The sequence below is a fragment of the Streptomyces marokkonensis genome, from assembly GCF_039539045.1.
GTDB classification, from domain to species: Bacteria; Actinomycetota; Actinomycetes; order Streptomycetales; family Streptomycetaceae; genus Streptomyces; species Streptomyces marokkonensis.
The window spans coordinates 5,235-27,180 of record NZ_BAABCQ010000016.1; the positions used below are offsets into that span (position 1 = coordinate 5,235).

The 21,946-nt window shown below is 70.9% G+C and carries 21 protein-coding genes and 3 pseudogenes; 9 read left to right on the plus strand and 15 right to left on the minus strand.

All coding sequences use genetic code 11. The features are described from left to right. Nucleotides 1-170: 170 nt before the first annotated feature. From ABEA26_RS06040 to argH, 4 genes are all read right to left on the minus strand, one after another. Complete coding sequence (locus ABEA26_RS06040) at nt 171-1,703, minus strand: MFS transporter (protein ID WP_345589912.1); 1,533 nt, start codon at nt 1,701-1,703, stop codon at nt 171-173. Beyond that, nucleotides 1,700-2,251 carry a TetR/AcrR family transcriptional regulator gene (locus ABEA26_RS06045; protein ID WP_345589913.1) on the minus strand — a complete coding sequence of 184 codons (552 nt, stop codon included), beginning with the start codon at nt 2,249-2,251 and terminating at the stop codon, nt 1,700-1,702. Before ABEA26_RS06045 ends, ABEA26_RS06040 begins: the two co-directional genes overlap by 4 nt. Before the next feature lie 136 nt (nt 2,252-2,387). Next, nucleotides 2,388-3,359 carry an aldo/keto reductase gene (locus ABEA26_RS06050; protein ID WP_345589915.1) on the minus strand — a complete coding sequence of 324 codons (972 nt, stop codon included), beginning with the start codon at nt 3,357-3,359 and terminating at the stop codon, nt 2,388-2,390. A gap of 98 nt (nt 3,360-3,457) precedes the next feature. Then, on the minus strand, nt 3,458-4,885 hold the full coding sequence (gene argH / locus ABEA26_RS06055) for an argininosuccinate lyase (RefSeq protein WP_345589917.1): 1,428 nt from the start codon (nt 4,883-4,885) through the stop codon (nt 3,458-3,460). A gap of 196 nt (nt 4,886-5,081) precedes the next feature. On the opposite strand from argH, the gene ABEA26_RS06060 reads away from it, so the two are divergent. The 4 genes and pseudogenes from ABEA26_RS06060 to ABEA26_RS06075 all read left to right on the plus strand — a co-directional run. Further along, on the plus strand, nt 5,082-5,669 hold the full coding sequence (locus tag ABEA26_RS06060; protein WP_345589918.1) for a pyridoxamine 5'-phosphate oxidase family protein: 588 nt from the start codon (nt 5,082-5,084) through the stop codon (nt 5,667-5,669). Nucleotides 5,670-5,672: 3 nt separating this feature from the next. Next, a pseudogene (locus ABEA26_RS06065) lies at nt 5,673-5,867 on the plus strand (hypothetical protein); the annotation flags it as partial. A 231-nt stretch (nt 5,868-6,098) separates the two neighbouring features. Next, nucleotides 6,099-6,408, plus strand: a pseudogene (locus ABEA26_RS06070) (ferric reductase); the annotation flags it as partial. 27 nt (nt 6,409-6,435) lie between these two features. Beyond that, nucleotides 6,436-6,561, plus strand: a pseudogene (locus tag ABEA26_RS06075) (FMN-binding protein); the annotation flags it as partial. Here ABEA26_RS06075 and ABEA26_RS06080 read toward each other — a convergent pair. The 6 genes from ABEA26_RS06080 to ABEA26_RS06105 all read right to left on the minus strand — a co-directional run bounded on the left by ABEA26_RS06080 (nt 6,561) and on the right by ABEA26_RS06105 (nt 12,160). Beyond that, nucleotides 6,561-7,100, minus strand: a complete 540-nt coding sequence (locus tag ABEA26_RS06080; protein WP_279565087.1) for an arginine repressor — start codon at nt 7,098-7,100, stop codon at nt 6,561-6,563. The pseudogene ABEA26_RS06075 and the gene ABEA26_RS06080 sit on opposite strands and share 1 nt — an antisense overlap. Nucleotides 7,101-7,107: 7 nt before the next feature. Then, nucleotides 7,108-8,313 (minus strand): acetylornithine transaminase, encoded by a 1,206-nt coding sequence (locus ABEA26_RS06085; RefSeq protein ID WP_345589925.1) that lies wholly within the window; start codon nt 8,311-8,313, stop codon nt 7,108-7,110. A 38-nt stretch (nt 8,314-8,351) separates the two neighbouring features. Then, nucleotides 8,352-9,254, minus strand: coding sequence for an acetylglutamate kinase (gene argB, locus ABEA26_RS06090; protein WP_345589927.1), 903 nt, complete (start codon nt 9,252-9,254; stop codon nt 8,352-8,354). Next, entirely contained in the window at nt 9,251-10,402 is a 1,152-nt protein-coding gene (argJ, locus tag ABEA26_RS06095; RefSeq protein WP_345589928.1) for a bifunctional glutamate N-acetyltransferase/amino-acid acetyltransferase ArgJ, read from the minus strand. Before argJ ends, argB begins: the two co-directional genes overlap by 4 nt. Next, the gene (gene argC / locus ABEA26_RS06100) at nt 10,399-11,427 is read right to left on the minus strand and encodes an N-acetyl-gamma-glutamyl-phosphate reductase (RefSeq protein ID WP_345589930.1); all 1,029 of its coding nucleotides are present in this window, start codon (nt 11,425-11,427) and stop codon (nt 10,399-10,401) included. The genes argJ and argC overlap by 4 nt, the downstream gene beginning before the upstream one ends. 301 nt (nt 11,428-11,728) lie before the next feature. Then, nucleotides 11,729-12,160: a MarR family winged helix-turn-helix transcriptional regulator gene (locus tag ABEA26_RS06105; RefSeq protein ID WP_345589932.1), complete on the minus strand. Its 432-nt coding sequence runs from the start codon at nt 12,158-12,160 to the stop codon at nt 11,729-11,731. A 189-nt stretch (nt 12,161-12,349) separates the two neighbouring features. On the opposite strand from ABEA26_RS06105, the gene ABEA26_RS06110 reads away from it, so the two are divergent. Together ABEA26_RS06110 and ABEA26_RS06115 are read left to right on the plus strand one after the other, a co-directional pair. After that, a complete protein-coding gene (locus ABEA26_RS06110; protein ID WP_345589934.1) occupies nt 12,350-13,171 on the plus strand; it encodes an SDR family NAD(P)-dependent oxidoreductase in 822 nt (273 codons plus the stop codon). A gap of 82 nt (nt 13,172-13,253) precedes the next feature. Then, nucleotides 13,254-14,483: an NADH:flavin oxidoreductase/NADH oxidase family protein gene (locus ABEA26_RS06115; RefSeq protein ID WP_345589936.1), complete on the plus strand. Its 1,230-nt coding sequence runs from the start codon at nt 13,254-13,256 to the stop codon at nt 14,481-14,483. Between the two features lie 229 nt (nt 14,484-14,712). On the opposite strand, the gene ABEA26_RS06120 is transcribed toward ABEA26_RS06115, so the two are convergent. After that, nucleotides 14,713-15,885 (minus strand): epoxide hydrolase family protein, encoded by a 1,173-nt coding sequence (locus ABEA26_RS06120; protein WP_345589937.1) that lies wholly within the window; start codon nt 15,883-15,885, stop codon nt 14,713-14,715. 81 nt (nt 15,886-15,966) lie between these two features. Between ABEA26_RS06120 and ABEA26_RS06125 the strand changes: the two genes are divergently transcribed. After that, nucleotides 15,967-16,563 (plus strand): CGNR zinc finger domain-containing protein, encoded by a 597-nt coding sequence (locus tag ABEA26_RS06125; protein ID WP_345589939.1) that lies wholly within the window; start codon nt 15,967-15,969, stop codon nt 16,561-16,563. A gap of 60 nt (nt 16,564-16,623) precedes the next feature. Then, nucleotides 16,624-16,959, plus strand: a complete 336-nt coding sequence (locus ABEA26_RS06130; RefSeq protein ID WP_425587792.1) for an MBL fold metallo-hydrolase — start codon at nt 16,624-16,626, stop codon at nt 16,957-16,959. An 88-nt stretch (nt 16,960-17,047) separates the two neighbouring features. Here the strand turns inward: ABEA26_RS06130 and ABEA26_RS06135 are convergent, their stop codons facing one another. Beyond that, entirely contained in the window at nt 17,048-17,575 is a 528-nt protein-coding gene (locus tag ABEA26_RS06135; protein ID WP_345589941.1) for an AAA family ATPase, read from the minus strand. A gap of 149 nt (nt 17,576-17,724) precedes the next feature. Continuing rightward, entirely contained in the window at nt 17,725-20,199 is a 2,475-nt protein-coding gene (locus ABEA26_RS06140; RefSeq protein ID WP_345589943.1) for an alpha-L-arabinofuranosidase C-terminal domain-containing protein, read from the minus strand. A 139-nt stretch (nt 20,200-20,338) separates the two neighbouring features. Between ABEA26_RS06140 and ABEA26_RS06145 the strand changes: the two genes are divergently transcribed. Beyond that, nucleotides 20,339-20,821 carry a DUF6314 family protein gene (locus tag ABEA26_RS06145; RefSeq protein WP_345589945.1) on the plus strand — a complete coding sequence of 161 codons (483 nt, stop codon included), beginning with the start codon at nt 20,339-20,341 and terminating at the stop codon, nt 20,819-20,821. Here ABEA26_RS06145 and ABEA26_RS06150 read toward each other — a convergent pair. Both ABEA26_RS06150 and ABEA26_RS06155 read right to left on the minus strand, forming a co-directional pair. Further along, the gene (locus tag ABEA26_RS06150; protein WP_345589947.1) at nt 20,818-21,396 is read right to left on the minus strand and encodes a histidine phosphatase family protein; all 579 of its coding nucleotides are present in this window, start codon (nt 21,394-21,396) and stop codon (nt 20,818-20,820) included. The genes ABEA26_RS06145 and ABEA26_RS06150 overlap by 4 nt on opposite strands. 73 nt (nt 21,397-21,469) lie before the next feature. Then, nucleotides 21,470-21,910, minus strand: a complete 441-nt coding sequence (locus tag ABEA26_RS06155; protein WP_345589949.1) for a GNAT family N-acetyltransferase — start codon at nt 21,908-21,910, stop codon at nt 21,470-21,472. Nucleotides 21,911-21,946 lie beyond the last annotated feature (36 nt).

Here is a 21,946-nt window from a genome sequence, read left to right on the forward strand (position 1 = left end):
ACACGTACGGACACGTACGGACACGTACGGACACGTACGGACACGTACGGACACGTACGGACACGAAGACGGCGGGTCGCTCGATGAGCGACCCGCCGTCTTCGTGTCCCGAACGCCGGTGTGCCGGTGAGGGTGGTGCCCCGTACGCGGAATCTCTACCGGTACTTCCGCTACGGGTGCTCCACCCCGTCCTCCAGGCGCTGGCCCCGCAGCAGGAACCAGGAGGCCACCGCGGCGGCCAGGAGCACGGCCGCGCCGACACCCGCCGCGATGGTCAGGCCGTCGACGAAGGCCTGACGGGCGGCGTCCAGCAGGGCCTCGGCCGGCTGGGCCGGGAGGCCGGAGGCAGCCTCCACCGCGCCGCCCAGCGACTCGTGCGCCGCGGCCGGGGTGCCGTCCGGGCCGGTGAAGCCGCGGTAGACGCCGGTCACGATCGAGCCGAGCACGGCGATGCCGAGTGCGGCGCCGAGTTCGTACGCCGTCTCGGAGACCGCTGAGGCGGCGCCCGCCTGCTCCTTGGGCACGCTGGAGAGGATCACGTCGGCGGTGACGGTGAACGCGAATCCGGCGCCGACACCGACGACCAGCAGGACCCCGCCGAGCAGCGGGTAGCCGGTGTTCTGGTCGATGACGGTCAGCGCGGCGAGCGCGAGACCGACGGCGGCGAGTCCGCCGGAGACCACGGCACGCACCGAGAAGCGCCGAGCGGCCCGGCCGGCGATCAGGCCGGCCACCACCGCGCCGACGGCGGCGGGCAGTTCAGCCAGGCCCGCCTCGAACGGCCGCCTGCCCTGCACGAGTTGCAGATACTGGGAGAGGAAGAACACCAGCCCCGACAGGCCCAGGATGGTCAGCAGGTCGGCCAGCACCGCGCCACTGAAACCACGGCTGCGGAACAGCCGCATGTCGAGCAGCGGCGTCGGCATGGTCAGCTGACGCCGGACGAACCCGTAGAGCGCGGCGGCGCCCAGCAGCCCGGCGGCGAGCGTGGCCCACGCGAAGCCGTGCGCGGCGGCCTCCTTGACGGCGTACACGATGCCGACCATGCCGGCCAGGGAGAGCACGACGCTGAGCAGGTCCCACGGGCCCGGGTCCGGGTTGCGCGACTCGGGCAGCAGCTTGATGCCGACGACGACCAGGACGGCCATCACGGGCAGGTTGATCAGGAAGACCGAACCCCACCAGAAGTGCTCCAGCAGGAACCCGCCGACGACCGGGCCGACCGCCATGCCGGCGGAGGCCGCGGCACCCCAGATGCCGATGGCGAGGCTGCGTTCGCGCGGGTCGTGGAAGAGGTTGCGGATCAGGGCGAGGGTGGCGGGCATCAGGGTGGCGCCCGCGACGCCGAGCAGGGCCCGGGCGAGGATCATCAGCTCGGGCGTGGACGCGTAGGCGTTGAGGACCGATATCAGGCCGAACACCGTGGCGCCGATGAGCAGGATCCGCTTGCGGCCGATGCGGTCGCCGAGGCTGCCCATGGAGACGAGCAGACCGGCGATGACGAACGAGTAGACGTCACCGATCCAAAGCAGCTGGGTGCCGGTGGGGGCGAGGTCCTCACTGATGTAGGGGGTCGCGAGACCGAGCACGGTCGCGTCGACGGCCACCAGCAGCACGGCCAGCACGAGGACGGACAGCGCGAGCCAGCGGCCGGGACGCTTCACCGCCTCGGTCGGGTGGGCCGACTGCAGGGTGCGGGTCATGGTTTCTCTCTTCGGACAGCGCCGCCGAGCAGCAGCTCGACGACCATGTGGGACATGTCGTTGCGGGCCACGCGGCCCTCGGTCACCGCCCAGGCGCCGGAGGCCAGCAGGCCGTAGAGCGCCTCGGTGAGCCAGGCCGGCGTGAGGTCGATGCGGAACTCGCCGCTCTCCTGGCCACGGCGGAAGACCGCGGCCAGCCGGGCGTCCATGCGGGCCCAGCCCTCGTTCTGCTCCTCGCCCTCGAACAGCTGGTTCTCGGTGTAGAGGAAGGCGAGCAGACCGGCGGCGGACTCGATCTCGCGCACGAGCCTGCGCACCGCGTCTGCCGCGGGCCCGTCGTCCAGGCGGGCCGCGTCGAGGGCGGCCTCGCACTCGGCGATGCCGAGCGACTCCAGCGCCCGGACGAGGGCGTCACGTCCGGCGAAGTGCCGGTGCAACGTGGCCCGGCTCAGCCCGGCAGCCCTGGCAACCTCGTCCATGGTCGCGGTGGCCCTGCGGGTCAGCAGGGCCGCGGCGCTGCGGAGCACCTGGTCTCGGTCAACAGCCATGAGACAACGATAACCCACATGAGACATCTTTGTCTCAAGCAGGGCATGCGTGACTCACCTCTCAGGAAGGGTCGGTCACGGAGGCCGGGGTGGCCGGTGGGGGGGACCTGCTGGGCAGCAGGGCTCTTCGGTGAGCTCAGTGCCAGGGCAGCTGCGCGCGCCGCTCCCAGTAGGCGCGCGGCTCCTCGACGAGGGCGCCGAGGCGGGCCACCTGGTCGTCGCCGAGGTCGACGACCGCGGCGTGCAGGTTCGAGCCGAGCTGGTTCACGGTAGCGGCGCCGGAGAGGACGACACCCGCCCAGGGCTGCCGCAGCACCATCGCGAGAGCGACCGCGTCGCAGCCCAGGGCCGTCTCCTCCGCGACGGCCCTCAGGGCGCCGGGCGCGTGGGGCTCCGCCAGGCGGCCGTTGGCCATGCCCTCCTTGACGATCACGGTGAGCCCGGCCTCGTGCGCCTCGGCCAGCGCGGGCCCGGCGGAGGTGTCCAGCACGTTGTACGTCGACTGCACGGTCCGGAAGAGGGGCTCGCCGTCGACGGTCACCGTGAGCGCGGCACGGATGGCGTCGGCCTGGGCGGGACCGCTGGTGGAGAAACCGACGGTGACACCCCGCGCGGCGGCCTCGGCCAGCTTCGCGTGCAGGTCCTTGTCGGTGAGCGCCGGGCTGTCGGGGGTGAGGGAGTGGATCTGGTAGAGGTCGAGCCGGTCGCCGAGCAGGGCGCGGGTCTCGTCCTGCTGGCGCTCGTACGTCGCGGCGCCGTGGTCCTTGACCTCGTGCCGCTCGGCGTCGGCCGACCAGTCGGCCGTGTAGGTGTAGCCCCACTTGCTGCCGACGATCACGTCGTCGATGTCGGGGCGGTCCCGAAGCCAGTCGGCGAGGAACTCCTCCGAGCGCCCGTAGGAGCGGGCCGCGTCGAAGTACCGGACACCCTGCGCGTAGGCGGCGTCGAGGAGGTCGTGGGTGCGCTCGCGCATCGCCTCGACGCTGCGGTCGGCCGGCAGGTCCCGGTCACGGCCGAGGTTGATGTAGCCGGGGCGGCCGACGGCGGCGAGTCCCAGGCCGATGTGGCAGGTGGGGGTGGTCGCCGCGGCCAGGCGGGCGAAGGGCATCGCGGGCTCCGTTCGGTCGGTGCTGTATCCGGGGTCCGTCCGGCGGACAGGCCCCTGGCGACCAACGTAACCGCGATGCCCCGTCGGCACACCGGCGGCTACCTCCTGGCGTCCGCCCACGCGTGCTGGCCGGCCACGTCCGCCTTCACCTCGGCGAGCTGGACGGCAACCGCGCTGGGCGCCGTACCGCCGCGGCCGTCGCGGGAGGCGAGGGAGCCGGGGACGTCGAGGACCGAGCGGACCTCGGGAGTCAGGTGGGCGGAGATCTTCGCGAACTGCTCGTCGGTGAGCTCGTCCAGCTCCTTGCCCTCGGTCTCGGCGGCCTTCACGCACTCGCCGGCCACCTCGTGCGCGACGCGGAACGGCACGCCCTGCCGCACCAGCCACTCGGCGATGTCCGTGGCGAGCGAGAACCCGGCCGGGGCCAGCTCCTCCATCCGCTCGCGGTGCACGGTGAGGGTGGCCATCATCCCGGTGAAGGCGGGGAGGAGGATCTCCAGCTGGTCGATGGAGTCGAAGACCGGCTCCTTGTCCTCCTGGAGGTCGCGGTTGTAGGCGAGCGGGAGGGCCTTGAGGGTGGCCATCAGGCCGGTGAGGTTGCCGATGAGGCGGCCGGACTTGCCGCGGGCCAGCTCGGCGATGTCCGGGTTCTTCTTCTGCGGCATGATCGACGAGCCGGTGGAGAAGGCGTCGTGCAGGGTCACGAAGGAGAACTCCTTCGTGTTCCAGATGATGATCTCCTCGGCGATCCGGGAGACGTTCACGCCGATCATCGCGGTGATGAAGGCGAACTCGGCGACGAAGTCCCGGGAGGCCGTGCCGTCGATGGAGTTGCCGGCGCTGCCGCGCTCGAAGCCGAGGTCGCGGGCGACCGCCTCCGGGTCCAGGCCGAGGCTGCTGCCGGCGAGCGCTCCGGAACCGTACGGCGACACGGCCGTGCGCTCGTCCCACTGGCGCAGCCGCTCCGCGTCCCGGGACAGCGCCTGGACGTGGGCGAGGACGTGGTGGGCGAAGAGCACCGGCTGGGCGTGCTGGAGGTGGGTGCGGCCGGGCATCGCCACGTCCGGATGGGCCTCGGCGAGGCCGATCAGCGCGTCCTGGAGGTCGGCGATCAGACCACCGACGGTCCGGGCGTGGTCGCGCAGGTACATGCGGAAGAGGGTCGCCACCTGGTCGTTGCGGGAGCGGCCGGCGCGCAGTTTGCCGCCGAGGTCGGCACCGAGCCGCTCCAGCAGGCCGCGCTCCAGAGCGGTGTGGACGTCCTCGTCGGCGATGGTGCCGACGAAGGAGCCGTCGGCGACGTCCGCCTCGAGCCGGTCGAGGCCGGCGGTCATCCGGGTCAGCTCGTCCTCCGTGAGCAGCCCTGCCGCGTGCAGCACGCGCGCGTGGGCGCGCGAGCCGGCGATGTCGTAGGGCGCGAGCCGCCAGTCGAAGTGGACGGACGCGGACAGCTTCGCCAGGGCCTCGGCGGGGCCGTCGGCGAAACGGCCGCCCCAGAGCCGGACGTCACCGCTGTTGCTGCTCACTTGGGTCGCTCCTCAGGGCCGTTGATGTGCCACCGCCTCCGCACGGTACATCCGGTGACATGCATGAGTATGCAGAGCCATGCATGACTCGTCAATCCGGCGGGCCGGTCGAGGGCGCGGTAGCGGCGTCCGCATGGCGGGACCACCAGGAAATTCCCGGGACAGGTGTACGACCAACACCCCATAATGATGAGACATGGGAAAGACTTATGAACGCATAGACGGCAGACTGCGCACTTTCATCGAGGCACAGCCCCTCTTCTTCACCGCCACCGCCCCTCTGGCCGGTGACGGCACGGTCAACCTGTCCCCCAAGGGCCTCACGGGCAGCTTCGCGGTGCTCGACGAACTCAGCGTGGCCTACCTCGACTTCGCCGGCTCCAACGCCGAGACGGTCGCCCACCTGCGCGAGAACGGCCGGATCACCCTGATGTGGTGCGCCTTCCAGGGCCCACCGAACATCGTCCGGGTGCACGGCCGCGGCGAGCCGGTCTTCCGCGACGACCCCCGCTTCCCGGAGCTGCTCGCCCACTTCCCGGACATCGACACCGCCTCGCACGGGCTGCGCTCGATCATCGTCGTCAGGGCCGAACTCATCCGCGACACCTGCGGCTACGCCGTCCCCTTCATGGCGTACGAGAACGATCGCGACCTGCACGCCAAGCGCTTCGCGCGCGAGGACGACGCCTCGCTCGACGCGTACTTCACCAAGAAGGAGCACATCGCGACGAGCATCGACGGCCTTCCCGGGCTGCCGTTGCCGCTGCCCCCGTCTACCGTCTGAGCCATGCCCCCCGGTGCAGTCGCCGTTCTCGTCTCCGCGTCCCTCCTCGTGCTCGCTGCCGCGCCCGCCGACGGGCCCGTTCCCCGGCCGCTGCCGGCCCGGATGGCGGACACCGGCGGCGGCAGCCAGCTGATCACCGCGGTCGCGCCGGAGACCGGCTCGACCGAGGGCCGGGTCACCTGGTGGGACCGGCGGGGCCACGGCGATCACGCGCTACTGAGCCCGCGGACGGATGACGGGTGACGGGTGACGGATGACGGGTGACGGGTGAACTACGGTGCCGGGCTGCACGCCCGGGTGGTGCGGCGCGTATCTGTGGGCCACAGGCCAAGTCTCCACGGAGGAACCGTGACCACCACGGCCGCTCCCCCGCCGTCCTCCTGCTGCTCACCGCGTGGGCGGGCGCGGCGGGCGTGTGGTGGCTGTGGTGGGACGCTGCCCGGCGCGTCCGGTGACCTCACTGCTCTGCCGGGCCAACAGCACCCACGACCTGGCCCTGTGGGAGGAACTCGCCGAAATCGCCGACGAGCGCGGGGCCCGGCTGATGTACGCGGTCAACAGTCCGAACGGGGAGCGCCCGGACATCTCGGCCCAGACCCTGCGCCACAAGATCCCGGACGTCGACCGCCACGACGTCTTCCTGTGTGGGCCACCCGGCTTCGCCCAGTCGGTGTACGAGGCTCTGCGTGGCGCGGGAGTCCCCGCCCGCCGTACCCATCACGAGTCGTTCGAGATGTGAGCGACGGACGTCAGGAGTCCGGGGCAGATGAGGAAGAACCACCCCGCTCGGCGTGCCGTGCTCGCCGGCGCCGCGACCGTGTCCGGGATCGTGCTGCTGCTGTCGCTGAAACCGGCGTCCGCCCCGGGCTCCGCCTCGGCCGCGGGCGGCGCTCAGTGGCCGTTCCCGGCCAACCGCAGCAGGTGATCCGCCAGCGCCTGCCCGCCCGTGGGCTCCCTGCTGATCAGCATCAGCGTGTCGTCACCCGCGATCGTACCCAGGATGTCGTGCAGCTCCGCCTGGTCGATCGCCGAGGCGAGGAACTGAGCCGCCCCCGGAGGGGTCCGCAGGACCACGAGGTTCGCCGACGCCTCGGCGGAGATCAGCAGCTCCGCGGAGAGCCGCCGCATCCGCTCCTCCTTCGCCGACTCCCCGAGCGGGGCCCGCGGGGTTCGGAAACCGCCCTCGCTGGGCACCGCGTAGATGAGGTCGCCGTCGGTGTTGCGGATCTTCACCGCGTTCAGCTCGTCCAGGTCCCGGGAGAGCGTCGCCTGCGTGACGGTCAGTCCGTCGTCGGCGAGCAGCTTCGCCAGCTGGCTCTGCGAGCGCACCGCCTGCCGGTTGAGGATGTCCACGATCCGGCGGTGGCGTGCGGTGCGGGTCTGCGGAAGGGCGGGCCCGGCCGTCTGCTCGTGCTCCTGCGCATGGCTCATCGTCGTCTCATTCTCCGGATCGTCCGTCCCCGTGGGCCGCGTGGGCCTGGTCAAGGATGCCGGGCAGCGCCCCGAGGAACGCGTCCACCACATCGTCGCCGAGATTCAGCGCGGGCATCAGCCGTACGACATCGGGTGCGGGCGCGTTCACCAGGATTCCGGCGTCCTGAGCCGCCTGCTGCACCCGGGGTGCCAGCGGCTCGGTGAGCACGATACCCAGGAGGAGACCCGCACCCCGGACGTGGCCGATCAGCGGGTGGCCGAGGGCCTCGACGCCGCCGCGGATCTTCTCGCTCTGCCGCTTGACGTTGTCCAGCAGTCCCTCGTCCGCGATGGTGTCGAGAACGGCGAGTCCGGCGGCGCAGGCGACCGGGTTGCCGCCGAAGGTCGTGCCGTGGTGACCGGGCTGGAGGAGTTCGGCGGCGCGTCCGAAGGCGACCGTCGCGCCCAGCGGCAGGCCGCCGCCGAGGCCCTTGGCGAGGGTGACGACGTCCGGCAGGACGCCCTCGTGGGCCTGGTACTCGAACCAGTGCCCGGTCCGGCCGACGCCGGTCTGTACCTCGTCCAGGACGAGGAGCGCCCCGGTGGCGGCGGTGATGGCCCTGGCCGCCTTCAGATACCCGGGCGGAGGGACGACGACGCCGTTCTCGCCCTGGATCGGCTCGATGACGACGAGGGCGGTCTCCTCGGTCACCACCGCCGCCAGCGCCTGCGGGTCGCCGTACGGTACGTGGGTGACGTCGCCGGGCAGCGGCAGGAACGGTTCCCGCTTGCCCGGTTGGCCGGTCAGCGCCAGGGCGCCCATCGTGCGGCCGTGGAAGCCGCCGTCGGTGGCCACCATGTGCGGCCGCCCGGTCAGCCGGCCGATCTTGAAGGCGCCCTCGTTGGCCTCGGCGCCGGAGTTGCAGAAGTAGACCTTGCCGTCGCGGCCGAAGCGCTGGAGAAGCCGTTCGGCGAGGGTGACGGGGGGCTCGGCGATGAAGAGGTTGGAGACGTGGCCGAGGGAGGCGATCTGCCGGCCGACCGCCTCGACCACGGCCGGATGGGCGTGACCGAGCGCGTTGACCGCGATGCCGCCGACGAAGTCGAGGTACTCGTTGCCGTCGGCGTCCCAGAGCCGGGCGCCCTCGCCGCGTACCAGGGGCAGGCGCGGGGTGCCGTAGTTGTTCATGAGCGCGCCCTGCCACCGCCCGGTCAGCTCTTCGTTGCTCACGGTTGCCCCTGTTTCGCGCACGGCTTCCCCTGTGATGCTCACGACTCCCCCTGTTCGTCCGGCACGACCATCGTGCCGATGCCCTCGTCGGTGAAGATCTCCAGCAGGATCGAGTGCTGGACCCGGCCGTCGATGACGCGGGCGGTGGTGACGCCGCCCCGTACGGCGTGCAGGCAGCCCTCCATCTTCGGCACCATGCCGCTGGACAGCTCGGGCAGTAGCTTCTCCAACTGGGAGGCGGTCAGGCGGCTGATCACCTCGTCGGAGTTCGGCCAGTCCTCGTAGAGGCCCTCGACGTCGGTGAGGACCATGAGAGTCTCGGCGCCGAGCGCCGCAGCGAGTGCCGCAGCCGCCGTATCAGCATTGACGTTGTAGACATGTCCGTCGTCCTGGGAACGGGCGATCGAGGAGACGACCGGGATGCGGCCGTCGGCGAGCAGCGCCTCGATGGCGCCGGTGTCGATCTCGGTGATCTCACCGACCCGTCCGATGTCGACGAACTCGCCGTCGATCTCGGGCCGGTGCCTGGTGGCCGTGATGGTGTGCGCGTCCTCGCCGGTGAGGCCGACGGCGAACGGCCCGTGCTCGTTGAGCAGCCCGACCAGCTCGCGCTGCACCTGCCCGGCCAGCACCATGCGTACGACGTCCATGGCGTCCTCGGTGGTGACGCGCAGGCCGGCCTTGAACTCGCTGACGATGCCGGCCTTGTCGAGCGCCCGGCTGATCTGCGGGCCGCCGCCGTGCACGACGACGGGCTTGAGGCCGGCGTGGCGCAGGAAGACGACGTCCTGGGCGAAGGCGGCCTTCAGGTCCTCGTCCACCATGGCGTTGCCGCCGAACTTGATGACCACCGTCTTGCCGTGGTGCCGGGTCAGCCAGGGCAGCGCCTCGATGAGGATCTGGGCCTTGGGGAGCGCGGTGTGCTTCCTCGTCGTACTCACGAGCTGTAGGCGCTGTTCTCGTGGACGTAGTCTGCGGTGAGGTCGTTGGTCCAGATGGTGGCGGTGGCCTCGCCGGCGGCGAGGTCGGCGACGATGTGGACCTCGCGGTAGCGCATGTCGACCAGCTCGCGGTCCTCTCCGACGCCGCCGTTCTCGCAGACCCGGACGCCGTTGATGGCGACGTTGAGGCGGTCCGGCTCGAAGGCGGCGGACGTGGTGCCGATGGCGGAGAGCACGCGGCCCCAGTTGGGGTCCTCTCCGTGGATGGCGCACTTGAGGAGGTTGTTGCGGGCGATGGTGCGGCCCACCTGGACGGCGTCGTCCTCGCTCGCGGCGTTCACGACCTCGACCCTGATGTCCTTGCTGGCGCCCTCGGCGTCCCGGATGAGCTGCTGCCCCAGGTCGTCGCAGACACCGCGTACCGCGTCGGCGAACGCCTCGTACTCCGGGGTGACGCCCGAGGCCCCCGAGGCGAGCAGCAGCACCGTGTCGTTGGTGGACATGCAGCCGTCGGAGTCGACGCGGTCGAAGGTGACCCGGGTGGCGTCGCGCAGGGCGCGGTCGAGTACCTCGGTGCCGAGGTCGGCATCGGTGGTGAGGACGACGAGCATGGTGGCCAGGCCCGGCGCGAGCATGCCGGCGCCCTTGGCCATGCCGCCGACGGTCCAGCCGTCCTTGGTCACCACGGACGTCTTGTGCACGGTGTCGGTGGTCTTGATGGCGATGGCGGCCTTCTCACCGCCGTGCTCGGAGAGCTGACCGGCGACCGCCTCCACGCCCGGGAGCAGCTTGTCCATGGGGAGCAGTACGCCGATGAGCCCGGTGGAGCACACCGCGACCTCTCCGGCGCCCGTCCCGAGCACCTCCGCGACCTTCTCGGCGGTGGCGTGGGTGTCCTGGAAGCCCTTGGGGCCGGTGCAGGCGTTGGCACCACCGGAGTTGAGGACGACGGCGGACAGCTGCCCGCTCTTCAGTACCTGCTCGGACCACAGGACCGGCGCCGCCTTGACCCGGTTGGAGGTGAAGACGCCCGCGGCGGCGCGGCGGGGGCCGGTGTTGACCACGAGGGCCAGGTCGGGGCCGCCACTCTGCTTGATCCCGGCGGCGATACCGGCCGCCGTGAACCCCTTTGCTGCCGTCACACTCACGGCGCGACTCCGATCGTCGTCAGTCCGGTGGTCTCGTCGAGACCCAGGGCGATGTTCATGCTCTGGACGGCACCGCCGGCGGTGCCCTTGGCCAGGTTGTCGATGGCGCTGATGGCGATGATGCGGCCCGCGGCGGCGTCGTACGCGACCTGGATCTGAACGGCGTTGGAACCGTGGACGGAGGCGGTCGCCGGCCACTGGCCCTCGGGCAGGAGGTGCACGAAGGGTTCGTCGGCGAAGGCCTTCTCGTAGGCGGCGCGGACGGACTCGGCGCTCACCCCGGGGCGGGCCTTGGCGGTGCACGTGGCGAGGATGCCGCGGGGCATCGGCGCGAGAGTCGGCGTGAAGGAGACGGAGACCGGCTCGCCGGCGACCGCGCCGAGGTTCTGGATCATCTCGGGGGTGTGCCGGTGGCCGCCGCCGACGCCGTACGGCGACATGGAGCCCATGACCTCGCTGCCGAGCAGGTGCGGTTTGGCGGCCTTGCCCGCGCCGGAGGTCCCGGAGGCGGCGACGATCACCGCCTCGGGCTCCGCGAGCGAGGCGGCGTACGCCGGGAAGAGCGCCAGCGACACGGCGGTCGGGTAGCAACCGGGCACCGCGACGCGCCTGGTCCCCTCCAGCGCGGCGCGGGCACCCGGCAGTTCGGGGAGGCCGTAGGGCCAGGTACCGGCGTGCGGGGAGCCGTAGAACGCCTCCCAGTCGGCCGCGTCCCTGAGCCGGAAGTCGGCGCCCATGTCCACGACCAGCACGTCCGGCCCGAGCTGCTCGGCGACGGCGGCGGACTGTCCGTGCGGCAGCGCGAGGAAGACGACGTCGTGCCCGGCGAGCGCCTGCGCCGTGGTCGGCTCCAGGATCCGGTCGGCCAGCGGCAGCAGATGCGGCTGCAGCGCACCGAGCCACTGTCCCGCGTTGGAGTTGCCGGTCAGGGCGCCGATCCCGACCTCGGGGTGCGCGAGGAGCAGACGCAGCAGCTCACCGCCCGCATATCCACTCGCTCCGGCCACCGCCGCACGTACCGCCATGGGAAACCCTCCTCCTTGATGGCATGACTATACGTTTCGCTGCACGTTTATGCAATCCCCTCGCCCCGGCGGCGGGCGGCGACGTGACCGAGGATTCCGGTGTGCGGACGAGGCGATCAACTTGCGGATCTTGGCCCCATAACGCTGCGTTGCGACAGTTCCGAAGTGCGTCCCCGCAGCCGGGCAGGAGGTGCCGTGGCCGGCGAGCGGGCGAGGGTGGTGGCGGCGGCGTGCGACTGGCGGCACTCGGCGGTCACGGACTGGGGCCCGCGTACCCAAAGCGCCCTCGGTCTGCCGGATCTCACGCCGGACCTGTTGCCGGTTCGAGCGCCTTCCCCAGGAGACTCACCAGCTCGAGCAGGTCGTCGGCGTCCAGCCGGGCAAACGGACTCAGGGCCAGTGTTGCCTCGATCAGCGCGGAACGCACCCGTCGGCCGTCCCCCGTCAGCGCCGCGACGCGTGAACGGCGGTCGGCGGGGTCGGCGGAACGTTCGACGAGCCCCCGGCCGGTGAGCTGATTCATGACGAAGCTGAGGTTGGGCGCGTTGCAGTACAACCGCCCGGCCAGTTCCTTCATCGAGGGCGGCGCCTCGGCCGGGTCGATCGCCCAGAGTGCCTGAGCGGTCGCCTGCGTCAGACCGTGTTCGGCCAGGACGGTCTCGATCCGGTCACTGGTCCGCATGAAGATCTGGTGGTTCGCCACCACCACTGCCTCGAGGGTGCTTCGCGTCATGGCCTCACCCTAGCCTTTTTACTTCGAGGCTCGAAGTGTTATATTCCTTCGAGACTCGAAGTAATCGGTCCTCGCTCCCGCTGTGTCCACGAGGCCGCCCCAGAGCGGGACGCTCCCCGCGTCCCTCCTTCCCGAGGCCCGTCCACTCCGACGCGGCCCGGCGCCCAGCCGAACAGGAAGCACTCACTCATGCACGACTACACGAACACCACCGCCGTGGTCACCGGCGCTTCGAAGGGACTGGGCGAGGCCTACGCACGGGAACTCGCCTCCCGAGGCGCACACCTCGTCCTTGTCGCCCGCTCGGCCGACGCACTCCACACCCTTGCCGGGCAGATCCGGAAGGCGCATTCCGTCCGAGTCGACGTGATCGCCGCGGACCTCTCGGACCGGCGGTCCCCGCAGACGGTGGTCGACGCCATCGAGGAACTCGGCCTGGACGTGGACCTCCTGGTCAACAACGCCGGGACGGGGTCGGTGGGGCCCTTCCTCGGCCGTCCTCTCGAACCCAACTTCCAGTCCGTCGACGTGAACGTCACCGCGCTGATCGGCCTGGTCCACCTCCTGGGCGCCGGCATGGTCGAACGCGGCCGCGGCGGCATCGTCAACGTCGCCTCCACCGCCGCCTTCCAGCCCATGCCGTACCAGGCCAGTTACGCCGCCACCAAAGCATTCGTGCTCTCGTTCACCGAGGCACTCGCCGAGGAGGTACGAGGTACCGGCGTACGCGTGATGGCGGCCCACCCGGGAGCCACCGACACCGGATTCTTCGACCGTACGACCGCGTCCATGGACCCGAAGACGACGGACACCCCCGCCGGCGTCGCTGCCGGAACACTCGACGACTTCGCACGCGGCCGGTCCGTCTCCTTCCCCGGACGCGCCTCCAACCGCGCCGGAACCTGGGCGTCGCGCCTGCTTCCCCGGACCGCGGTCGCCCGCATCACCGGCAACCTCAACCGCAAGGCCGGATTCGACGACGTGAGCGACCTCGACCCCGCCACCTCGTGACGCCACCACCTGCGGCGCGAAGACGGACAACGGCACCGACAGCCCACCGAGGCCGCCCAGAGCCGACGTCATGGGAGAAAAGATGACCACGCTGAATGCGCCGCTGCCCCTGGGCAACGGCGCTCCGCTGCCCAACAGGATCGCGAAGGCCGCGATGGAGGAGTTGCTCGCCGCGCCGGGCCAGCTGCCCGGTGACGAACTCCTCACGCTCTACCGCCGTTGGGCCGCGGGAGGCGCCGGGCTCCTGATCACCGGACACGTCATGATCGACGGCAGAGCAGTTGCCCAGCCCGGCGACGTCGTCCTGGAGCAGGACACGCCGCTGGAGCCGTTCCAGCGCTGGGCGGCGGCCGGCAAATCGGCAGGCGGACAGATCTGGATGCAGATCAACCACCCAGGGCGCGTCATCCCCAAAGACCTCGCCGGCACCACCTGGGCCCCCTCCTCAGTGCCGATCGACGCCGGCGGCTTCTCCAGCATGTACCCGACGCCCCGGCCGATGACCGCCCAGGAGATCGACGAGACGGTGGAACGCTTCGCCGTGACCGCGCAGCGGGCCCAGCAGGCCGGCTTCGACGGAGTCGAGATCCATGCCGCCCACGGCTACCTCCTCTCCCAGTTCCTCTCTCCCCTGGTGAACCGGCGCGACGATCGCTGGGGCGGCAGCCTGCACAACCGCGCCCGCCTGCTGCTCGACGTCATGGGCGCGGTCCGCGAGCGCGTCGGCACGGGATTCGCCGTGGGAGTGAAACTGAACTCGGCGGACTTCCAGCGCGGCGGATTCGACACCGACGACGCACGTGACGTGATCAAGATGCTCGCCGATGTGGGGGCCGACCTGGTCGAGCTGTCCGGCGGCAGCATCGAGAGCCTGGCCACGGCGGGCTTCCCCGCGGACGGCCGCACCCTTGCCCGCGAGGCGTACTTCCTTGAACTCGCCGAGCGGCTCGTCGCCACCTCGCCGCTGCCACTGCTGCTGACCGGAGGGATCCGGCGACGCGCGGTCGCCCAACAGGTGATCGACTCCGGAGTCGCCATGGCCGGCCTGGCCACGGCGCTGGCAATCGACCCCACTCTGCCGGGACAGTGGCTTGCCGGCGGTGATGCGCAGGCCCGCCCGCCCCGCACCCGTTTCCGGAACAAGACGCTGGCAGCCGCGGCCGTCCAGGCCGTCACGTCGCGGCAGCTCGCCCGCCTCGGTGCGGGCAAGCCGTCGAAGACGCCCTACTCTCCGGCCGTCGCCCTTCTCCTCGAACGGCTCGTCCGCGCCCGGTGCCGGCGCGCCTATCTGAAATGGCATACGGCCGCCTGAGGCCGGAAGGGATCGGGTCGGCCCCGCGTAGGAACCCAGTCAGCGAACGCGCTCCGGCGTGCCCGACCACCCCCGACCCGTCAGTTGGACACCCCAAGCCGGGGCCTCGAACCGATGTCCTTCACGCAGAAAGTGCCTTCCTCCGGCGATGACAGAACGGCCCGGAAGCCGTCGGGCAACACCTCGGGACGGATCAGGCGGCGGCCGGGTGCCGGCCGCCCGGCCGCGTTCACCGATGAGCGGCCAGCACTGCCGCGAGGCCCTCTTGCAGGTCTTTGACGAAGTACTGCGGGACCTCCAGCGAAGGGAAGTGCCCCCCGCTCTCCGGAGACCTCCAGCGCACGATGCGGCGGTACCTCTCCTGCGCCCAGACGCGCGGGCTCTTCTCGATGTCGCGGGGGTACATGGTGATCGCCGACGGGACGTCGACCCGGAGTTCGGGGTCGAGTGAGTTGTGGCTTTCGTAGTAGATGCGGGCCGCCGAGGCGCCGGTCCGCGTCAGCCAGTACAGGGTGACGTCGTCGAGAACGCGGTCCCTGGAGATCGTCTCGAACGGGCTGTCCTCGGTGTCCGACCACTCGGCGAACTTGTCGAGTATCCAGGCCAGAAGCCCGACCGGTGAGTCGACGAGTGAGTAGCCGATGGTCTGCGGCCGGGTCGCCTGCTGCTTGGCGTACGCCGCGCGGCGTTGCCAGAAATCGCGGGTCTCCTCGGTCCACCGGCGCTCGAGCGCCGTCAGCCCGTCCGTCGTCAATCCGGGCGGCGCCTCCGCGAACGTGGTGTGGATGCCGAGAACGTGCGCCGGGAACCTGCCGCCGAGGACCGTGGTGATATTGCCTCCCCAGTCGCCGCCGTGGGCTACGAACTCGCTGTAGCCGAGCCTTCCCATCAGTTCGACCCACGCGGCCGCGATCTTCTCGGTTCCCCACCCGGTGGTGGCCGGCCTGTCGCTGAATCCGAAGCCCGGCAGCGACGGGACCACGACGTGGAACGCCGGCGCATCCGCATCCTTCGGATCCGCCAACTCCTCCACCACATCGGTGAACTCGGCGATGCTGCCCGGCCAGCCGTGGGTCAGTACCAGAGGAGTGGCATCCGCGCGCGCGGACCGGCGGTGCAGGAAGTGGATTCCCAGACCGTCGACGGTCGTGCGGAACTGGCCGATCCGGTTGAGGCGCGCTTCGAACGACCGCCAGTCGTACCCGGTGCGCCAGTAGTTCACGACATCGACGAGGTCGGCGAGAGGAACGCCCTGCCCCCATCGGGGAGAGCCTGGCCCGGCGCCGTGGACCGTCTCCGCCTCCGGCAGGCGGGCCGCGGCCAGTCGCGCGCGCAGATCGTCGAGTTCGGCGTCGGTTGCGTGGACTTCGAATGCTTGCACGTCGCTGGCGGGACGGGACATGAGACCTCCTGGCTTCGCGGAACCGGCAAAGACGGTTCTAACAGTCCTTCGAGCCGCGCCGCAACCGGCTAAGGTGGTTCCATGCGTGCCGACTTCCCTGACTTCCGCCTCGGCTCGGTGCTCGCGACCAGCTTCACGGGGACCCTGTCCGAGCGGCACGGCGACGCCGTGGAGCGGATTCCCGTGCCGCACCGGCTCGTCGACTGGCTGGCCGTGTACGGACTCGCCGTGGACTCCTGCACCACTGCCCAGCTCGACCTCGCCCGGGAACTGAGGGAGTCGATCCACGCCGCCGCGACAGCGGCCGCGGTCCAGGCCCCCCTCCCCGAACCCGCCGTCCACGTCATCAACGACCGCAGCACCCAGGGCCGGCCCGCGGCCGTCCTGACGTCCGAGGGCAAGCGGCAATGGCGACTCGGCCCGGCTTCCCGCGTGGAGGATGCCCTCAGCGTGATCGCCGCCGACGCGATCAGTGTCATCTCGGGCGAACGGGACGGAAGACTGGCCTTGTGCGCCTCACCGACCTGCCGAGCCGCCTTCTTCGACACCAGCCGAAGCCGCACCCGCAAATGGTGCGACATGAACACGTGCGGGAATCGCCAGAAGAAGGCGCGCTTCCATGCCAACCAGCGCAGAGACCCCGGACCCGAGTCGCCGGCGTCGGCTACGGACGCGTGATCGTCTGCTCGAGCAGGCCCTGAAGTACGCGCTGCTGTTCAGGGGCGAGACCGACCAGCGGTGAGCCCTCCTCCGAGGGACACGGCGACGACCCGACGCGGAAGAAGGAGAGACGGACCATGTCGTACTCCGCGACTGACCGGAACGAGCGGCTGCGACGGCCGGCGGCTGATCGCCTTCGGTGACGCCCTGCACCCGCCGATCCGGATCGACCACCCCGAATGGTCCTCAGCCTTCGACCACGACCCCGCCCAGGCCGCCGGCCATCGCCGTCGCCTCGTCGCCGAGTGGGAGGAGCCCGACACGATCGGCTTCGGTATCCACTTCGCCGACGTGGTGTTCGGAGACGCCCGGCGGGGCGGCGACGGCCCCGCCCGGCGCCCCCTGGACGCCTGACCCACCCGGGGCTGCCCGTGGCGACGGCCGTGACGACACGCGCAGTACCGCGATGCTGTCGGCAGCGGATTCTCGGTCACAGCGGGCCTCAGTCCTCGAGGGCCGCCGCGACCCGCAGGGCGGCATCGGCGGGTGTGAGGTGCGTGGTGTCGACGACCTCTGCCTCGGCGTGCAGCCACGTGCGGGCGGCCTCGGCGTAGGGCTCGAGGTAGGCGAGACGGAAGGAGGAGGGGCCGAGAACGGTGTCGTTCTCGATGCGTCTGCGGAGAGTGTCCTGGTCGGCGTGGAGAACGAAGTGCCGTACCGGAATGGCGCGCCGGGCGAGGCCCGCGTCGATCTCCCGCCAGTACCGCTCGACCAAGACCGTCATGGGCATCACCAGGGTGCCGCCGGCGTAGTCGAGTACGTGGCGGGCGGTCTCGACGACGAGCGGCCGCCACGGCGGCCAGTGCTGGAAGTTGTCCGTCCCGGCCCCGGGCAGCGCCGGCGTGATGTCCATGAGTGTCTCGCCGACCTTCTCGGCGTCGAACACCCGCGAGTCCGGGAGCAGTCGCTGCACGAGTGCGCTGGTCGTGGTCTTGCCCGCGCCGTGGGTGCCGTTGAGCCATACGATCATGGGACCCCACGCTAACGCCGTGCGGGCCGCGGGGACGGGCACTCGGACGAGGACGACGGCCCGGCGGAGTACGCCGGCTTCGAGGCCTGGGACGACCCGCGCGTACGGGTGAGGCCGTCCCAGGCCGGTCCGGTGGCCGGCTCCGCCGGTTAGCGCTGTCTGATCCGCAGGAACGTCACCGAGTTCGCCGGGAAGGTGTACGTGAACTCGCTCGCCACTCCGGAGAAGGTCGACCGCACCGGGGTGACCGGTGTGTCCGTCTCGGTGTTGACCGCGTCCGGGTCGGCGGCCAGCGTGGTGACGCGGGCCTTGGAGGCGACCTTGGCGCCGCCGAGGTCGACGGCGGTGCGGGCCGCCGTGTCCTGGGCGTTGACGACCTTGACGATCAGGTCGCCGGTGCGCGCGTCCTCGGTGACGATCTGGCGGAACGGCTCGGCCGGCTTGTCGTCGGTGAAGCTGCCCCACTCCTCGCCGTCGAGGTAGAGGGTCACCTGCCGCCCCCGCACCTTGATGTCGATGTCGTAGGCGCGGCCCGTCTCGATCGATCCGGCCTTGGAGACGAGCGTCGACTTGCCGCCGTCGGAGGCCTGCTCGACGGCGGACTGGGTGTTGTTCCAGCCGCCCAGGTTCCACCAGTAGTAGTTGCCGGTGTCCTTGACGCCGAAGGCGACGAGGAAGCCCTCCTTGCCGGACTTCTTGGTGGCCTTCACGTGCAGGTCGTAGTTCTGCCATGTCGGGTCACCCGCCGTGACCAGGGTGTTCTCGGCGGCGGCGTCGGTCTGCACGTACTGGCCGTCCTGGACGGTCCAGCTGCCCGTGCCCGAGTGGGTCCACCGCGAGGCGTCACCGGAGAAGTCGTCGGCCAGGAGGGTCTTCCCGTCGGCCGAGGTCACCTTCACGTCGTCGTACGCCACGCTGGTCGCCCAGGTCGACAGGCCGACGGCGCCGGTGACGGGGCCACTGACGGCCGGCGTGCCGGTCGCCCTCGAGGGGACGACGCGGTCACCGGTGTTGTTCATGAAGAGCTTCTGGACCTCGTAGTTGGCCGAGTTCCAGGACGCGTGGTTGTTGAACCAGATCATGTCCGGGCTCCACTGCACGTAGTCCTCGTTGGCGAGCAGCGGGGCGTAGGAGGCGAGTTTGACGATGTCCGCGTTGCGCTCCAGACCCGTCATGAAGGCGGCCTCGGACAGCGCGTTCTTCCAGGCGTTGCCCTGGGAGGCGTACTCGCCGAGAAAGACCTTGGGGCCGTTCCGGTCGTACGAGTCGTAGCGGTCGTTGTTCTTCAGGAACCACTGCGGGCTGTTGTAGTAGTGCTCGTCGATCATCTCGACGCCGGCCTCTCGACCCAGCTGCCAGGCGGTGTCGAAGGTGGTGCCGGAGTCGTCCGGGCCGGAGTTGGAGACGACGGTGATGTCCGGGTGCTCCGCCTCGATGGCTGCGCGGAACTCCTTGAAGCGGGCCATGAACTCCCGGGGGAGGTTCTCCTCGTTGCCGACCCCGATGTGGGTGAGGCGGAAGGGCTTGGCGTGGCCCATCTCGGCACGCTTGGCTCCCCATTCACTGCCGCGGGGGCCGTTGGCGAACTCGATGAGGTCCAGGGTGTCCTGGATGTGCCGCTTCAGCAGCGCGTCGTCGTCGGTGGCCTTGTTCTGGCCGCAGCCGGTGACCAGGGCGGGGACGACGGGCAGCGGCATGGCACCGATGTCCTCTGCGAAGCGGAAGTACTCGTAGTAGCCGAGGCCGTAGCTCTGGTTGTAGCCCCAGAAGTTGGCGTTGGTGGCGCGCTCCTCGACGGGGCCGATGGTGTCCTTCCACTGGTAGCTGCGTTCGCGCTGCCAGCCGCTCGCCTCGCTGTAGTCCTCCATGGAGCCGGTGTTGACGAGGCAGCCGCCGGGGAAGCGCAGGAAGCCGGGGTCGAGGGCCTCTATCTTCTCGGCGAGGTCCTTGCGCAGGCCGTTGGACTGGTGCCGGTAGGTGTCGCGGGGGAAGAGGGACACCATGTCGAGGGCGGCGTGGTCGGTGGTGGCGACGGCGAGACGGCCGTGGCTGCTGGTGCGGGTCGCCTTGAAGGTGGCGGTGTACTTGCGCCACTTCCCCTTCGCGGCGACCTGGCGGACCTTCGCGAGCGTGCCGGCGGCGTCCCGGAGGGTGACGGTGAGGGTCGTGCCGCTCTCGGCGCGGGCCCACACGGAGAAGTCGTACTTCTTGCCCTTCTCCACCCGGACGCCGGTGTTGTAGCCGGCGTTGGTGACGGACGAGCCGGCGTCCAGGGAGAGGTAGTTGCGGTTGCGCTCGTTGAGGCGGCCGTCGTCGTTCAGGACCTGTGCCGTGCCCTCGGCCACCCAGGAGGTGAGCGGCGTGTAGGAGGCGTTGTCGGCGGTGGAGTACTCGAAGGACCGGTTCTGCACGAGTTCGGCGTACAGGCCGCCGTCCGCCGCCCGGTTGATGTCCTCGTAGAAGACGCCGTACATCGTGTCGTCGATCGCGGCGCCCTCGTCGGACGGGTCGACGGTGATCGCGTAGTCGGTGACTGCCTCGGCGTGCGCCGGCGACGGCAGCAGGGCCGAGGCGGTCAGGAGGGCGGTGGCGCTGAGACCGAGTCTCCAGCGGGTGCGTGACATGGATACTCCGCGGCTCTCACTAGGTCGTTCGAAATATCGGATGTTGGTCAGCACTTCGAACGGCAAGATAGGGAGGGGGTGGGGGCGCGTCAATGGGTCGCGCAGCAACCAGGGGGACGGAGACGGAAAGCGGGTGGAAATGGGCGGGTTGTGGCCGGTGCCCGATGTGCTGGCGTATCTCGCGGGCCGGTGGCGCACCGAGCGGTCGGTGCGGGATCTGGCGAGCGGTGCGGAGGGCCGCTTCGCGGGGACCACGACGTTCGACGCGCTCGCCGGCGGCGGGCTGCTGAGCCGGGAGACCGGGGACTTCACCTGGCAGGGCGTGACCCGCCCCGCCGAGCGGACGCTGCGTTACGAACCCGGGGCCGGGCCGGGCACCGCCGACGTGCGCTTCGCGGACGGGCGGCCCTTCCACGGTCTGGATCTGACTTCGGGCCGCCATGTGGCCGACCATCCCTGCGCCGCCGACCTCTACCACGGCGAGTTCACCGTCCGGGACGAGGACCACTGGCGGACGGTGTGGCGCGTGGGCGGCCCGGCCAAGGACCTGTTGCTCACTACGGACTACCTCCGCGAGGCGTCCGAACCCGGGGCCGCCGGGCGGACGTTCGCGGGACTCTAGGCGGCCGTCTCCTCGAAGCGGAGGTTCCAGCGGCCCGCACGGCCCGTGACGGTGGTCGTCGACAGGGGCCGCACGTCCAGGTTCCAGTACGTCGCGGGCGGCGCCTTCAGGACGTACACCAGCGCGGCCCGGATCACGGACGGCTCGGCCACGGCGACGATACGGTCGCCGTCCGCGCCGGGACGGGTGTCGAGCCAGCCGCCGACCCGGGAGATGAAGGTCAGCAGCGGCTCCCCTCCGTGCGGGGCCGTCCGCGGGTCGGCGAGCCAGGCGTCCACGGCCGCCGGCTCGCGGGCCATGGCCTCGCCGAGGGTCAGCCCGCGCCAGCGGCCCATGTCGCAGTCCCGCAGGGCGAGTTGCACGAGCGGCGCGCAGCCGAGGGCGTCCCCGGTGGCGCGACTGCGGGGCGTGGGCGAGCAGTAGCGCAGCTCGGCCGCCGCGAGCGGCAGCAGACGGCCCGCGGCGCGCAGCGCCACGTCCCATCCGGCCTGGTCCAGCGGCCGGTCGTCGTCGAAGCGCTCCGCGAGCAGCGGTGAGCTGCGTGCGGCCGCGACGAACGTGACCCGAAGCGCCATGCCGTGATGGTGCTGCGCGGAGGTACGCGGGTCAAGGGGTGTTACCTGTGGGTCACCGAGGGTGTGCCACGGCTCACTGGCCGAGGGCGAGCACCATCCACTGGTCCGGCCGGTCCAGCGCCGTGAAGCCGAGCTTCTCGTAGACGCCGTGCGCGTCGTGCGTGGCCAGCAGGAGGCGCCGCGGCCCGTCCGGCCGCAGGTGCTCGCGTACCGCCGCGACCAGCGCCGTCCCGAGTCCCTTTCCGCGTACCGAGGGGTCGACGTACACGTCGCACAGCCAGGCGAAGGTCGCCCGGTCGGTCACGACCCGGGCGTACGCCACCTGTTCCCCGGACGCCGCGTCGTAGATCCCGAAGTTGAGCGAGCTCTCCACCGCCCGGTCGTGCTTGTCCCGGGGGCGTCCGAGGGCCCAGTACGCGTCGGTGGAAAGCCAGTGGTACACGCGTCCGGCGTCGATCCGGTGCGGGTCGGTGGAGATCTCGTAGCTCTCGGGTAGGGGCGGCGTCGCCTTCATGCCGGGATGTTCGCAGGAGGGGTGAGACCACGTCGA

Excerpts from the sequence above, each read along its gene's own strand:
- ABEA26_RS06040 (WP_345589912.1), bottom strand. The coding sequence starts at position 1,703 with ATGACCCGCACCCTGCAGTCGGCCCACCCGACCGAGGCGGTGAAGCGT.
- ABEA26_RS06045 (WP_345589913.1), bottom strand. The coding sequence starts at position 2,251 with ATGGCTGTTGACCGAGACCAGGTGCTCCGCAGCGCCGCGGCCCTGCTG.
- ABEA26_RS06050 (WP_345589915.1), bottom strand. The coding sequence starts at position 3,359 with ATGCCCTTCGCCCGCCTGGCCGCGGCGACCACCCCCACCTGCCACATC.
- ABEA26_RS06060 (WP_345589918.1), top strand. The coding sequence starts at position 5,082 with ATGGGAAAGACTTATGAACGCATAGACGGCAGACTGCGCACTTTCATC.
- ABEA26_RS06080 (WP_279565087.1), bottom strand. The coding sequence starts at position 7,100 with ATGAGCCATGCGCAGGAGCACGAGCAGACGGCCGGGCCCGCCCTTCCG.
- argC (WP_345589930.1), bottom strand. The coding sequence starts at position 11,427 with ATGGCGGTACGTGCGGCGGTGGCCGGAGCGAGTGGATATGCGGGCGGT.
- ABEA26_RS06105 (WP_345589932.1), bottom strand. The coding sequence starts at position 12,160 with ATGACGCGAAGCACCCTCGAGGCAGTGGTGGTGGCGAACCACCAGATC.
- ABEA26_RS06110 (WP_345589934.1), top strand. The coding sequence starts at position 12,350 with ATGCACGACTACACGAACACCACCGCCGTGGTCACCGGCGCTTCGAAG.
- ABEA26_RS06115 (WP_345589936.1), top strand. The coding sequence starts at position 13,254 with ATGACCACGCTGAATGCGCCGCTGCCCCTGGGCAACGGCGCTCCGCTG.
- ABEA26_RS06120 (WP_345589937.1), bottom strand. The coding sequence starts at position 15,885 with ATGTCCCGTCCCGCCAGCGACGTGCAAGCATTCGAAGTCCACGCAACC.
- ABEA26_RS06125 (WP_345589939.1), top strand. The coding sequence starts at position 15,967 with ATGCGTGCCGACTTCCCTGACTTCCGCCTCGGCTCGGTGCTCGCGACC.
- ABEA26_RS06135 (WP_345589941.1), bottom strand. The coding sequence starts at position 17,575 with ATGATCGTATGGCTCAACGGCACCCACGGCGCGGGCAAGACCACGACC.
- ABEA26_RS06140 (WP_345589943.1), bottom strand. The coding sequence starts at position 20,199 with ATGTCACGCACCCGCTGGAGACTCGGTCTCAGCGCCACCGCCCTCCTG.
- ABEA26_RS06145 (WP_345589945.1), top strand. The coding sequence starts at position 20,339 with ATGGGCGGGTTGTGGCCGGTGCCCGATGTGCTGGCGTATCTCGCGGGC.
- ABEA26_RS06150 (WP_345589947.1), bottom strand. The coding sequence starts at position 21,396 with ATGGCGCTTCGGGTCACGTTCGTCGCGGCCGCACGCAGCTCACCGCTG.
- ABEA26_RS06155 (WP_345589949.1), bottom strand. The coding sequence starts at position 21,910 with ATGAAGGCGACGCCGCCCCTACCCGAGAGCTACGAGATCTCCACCGAC.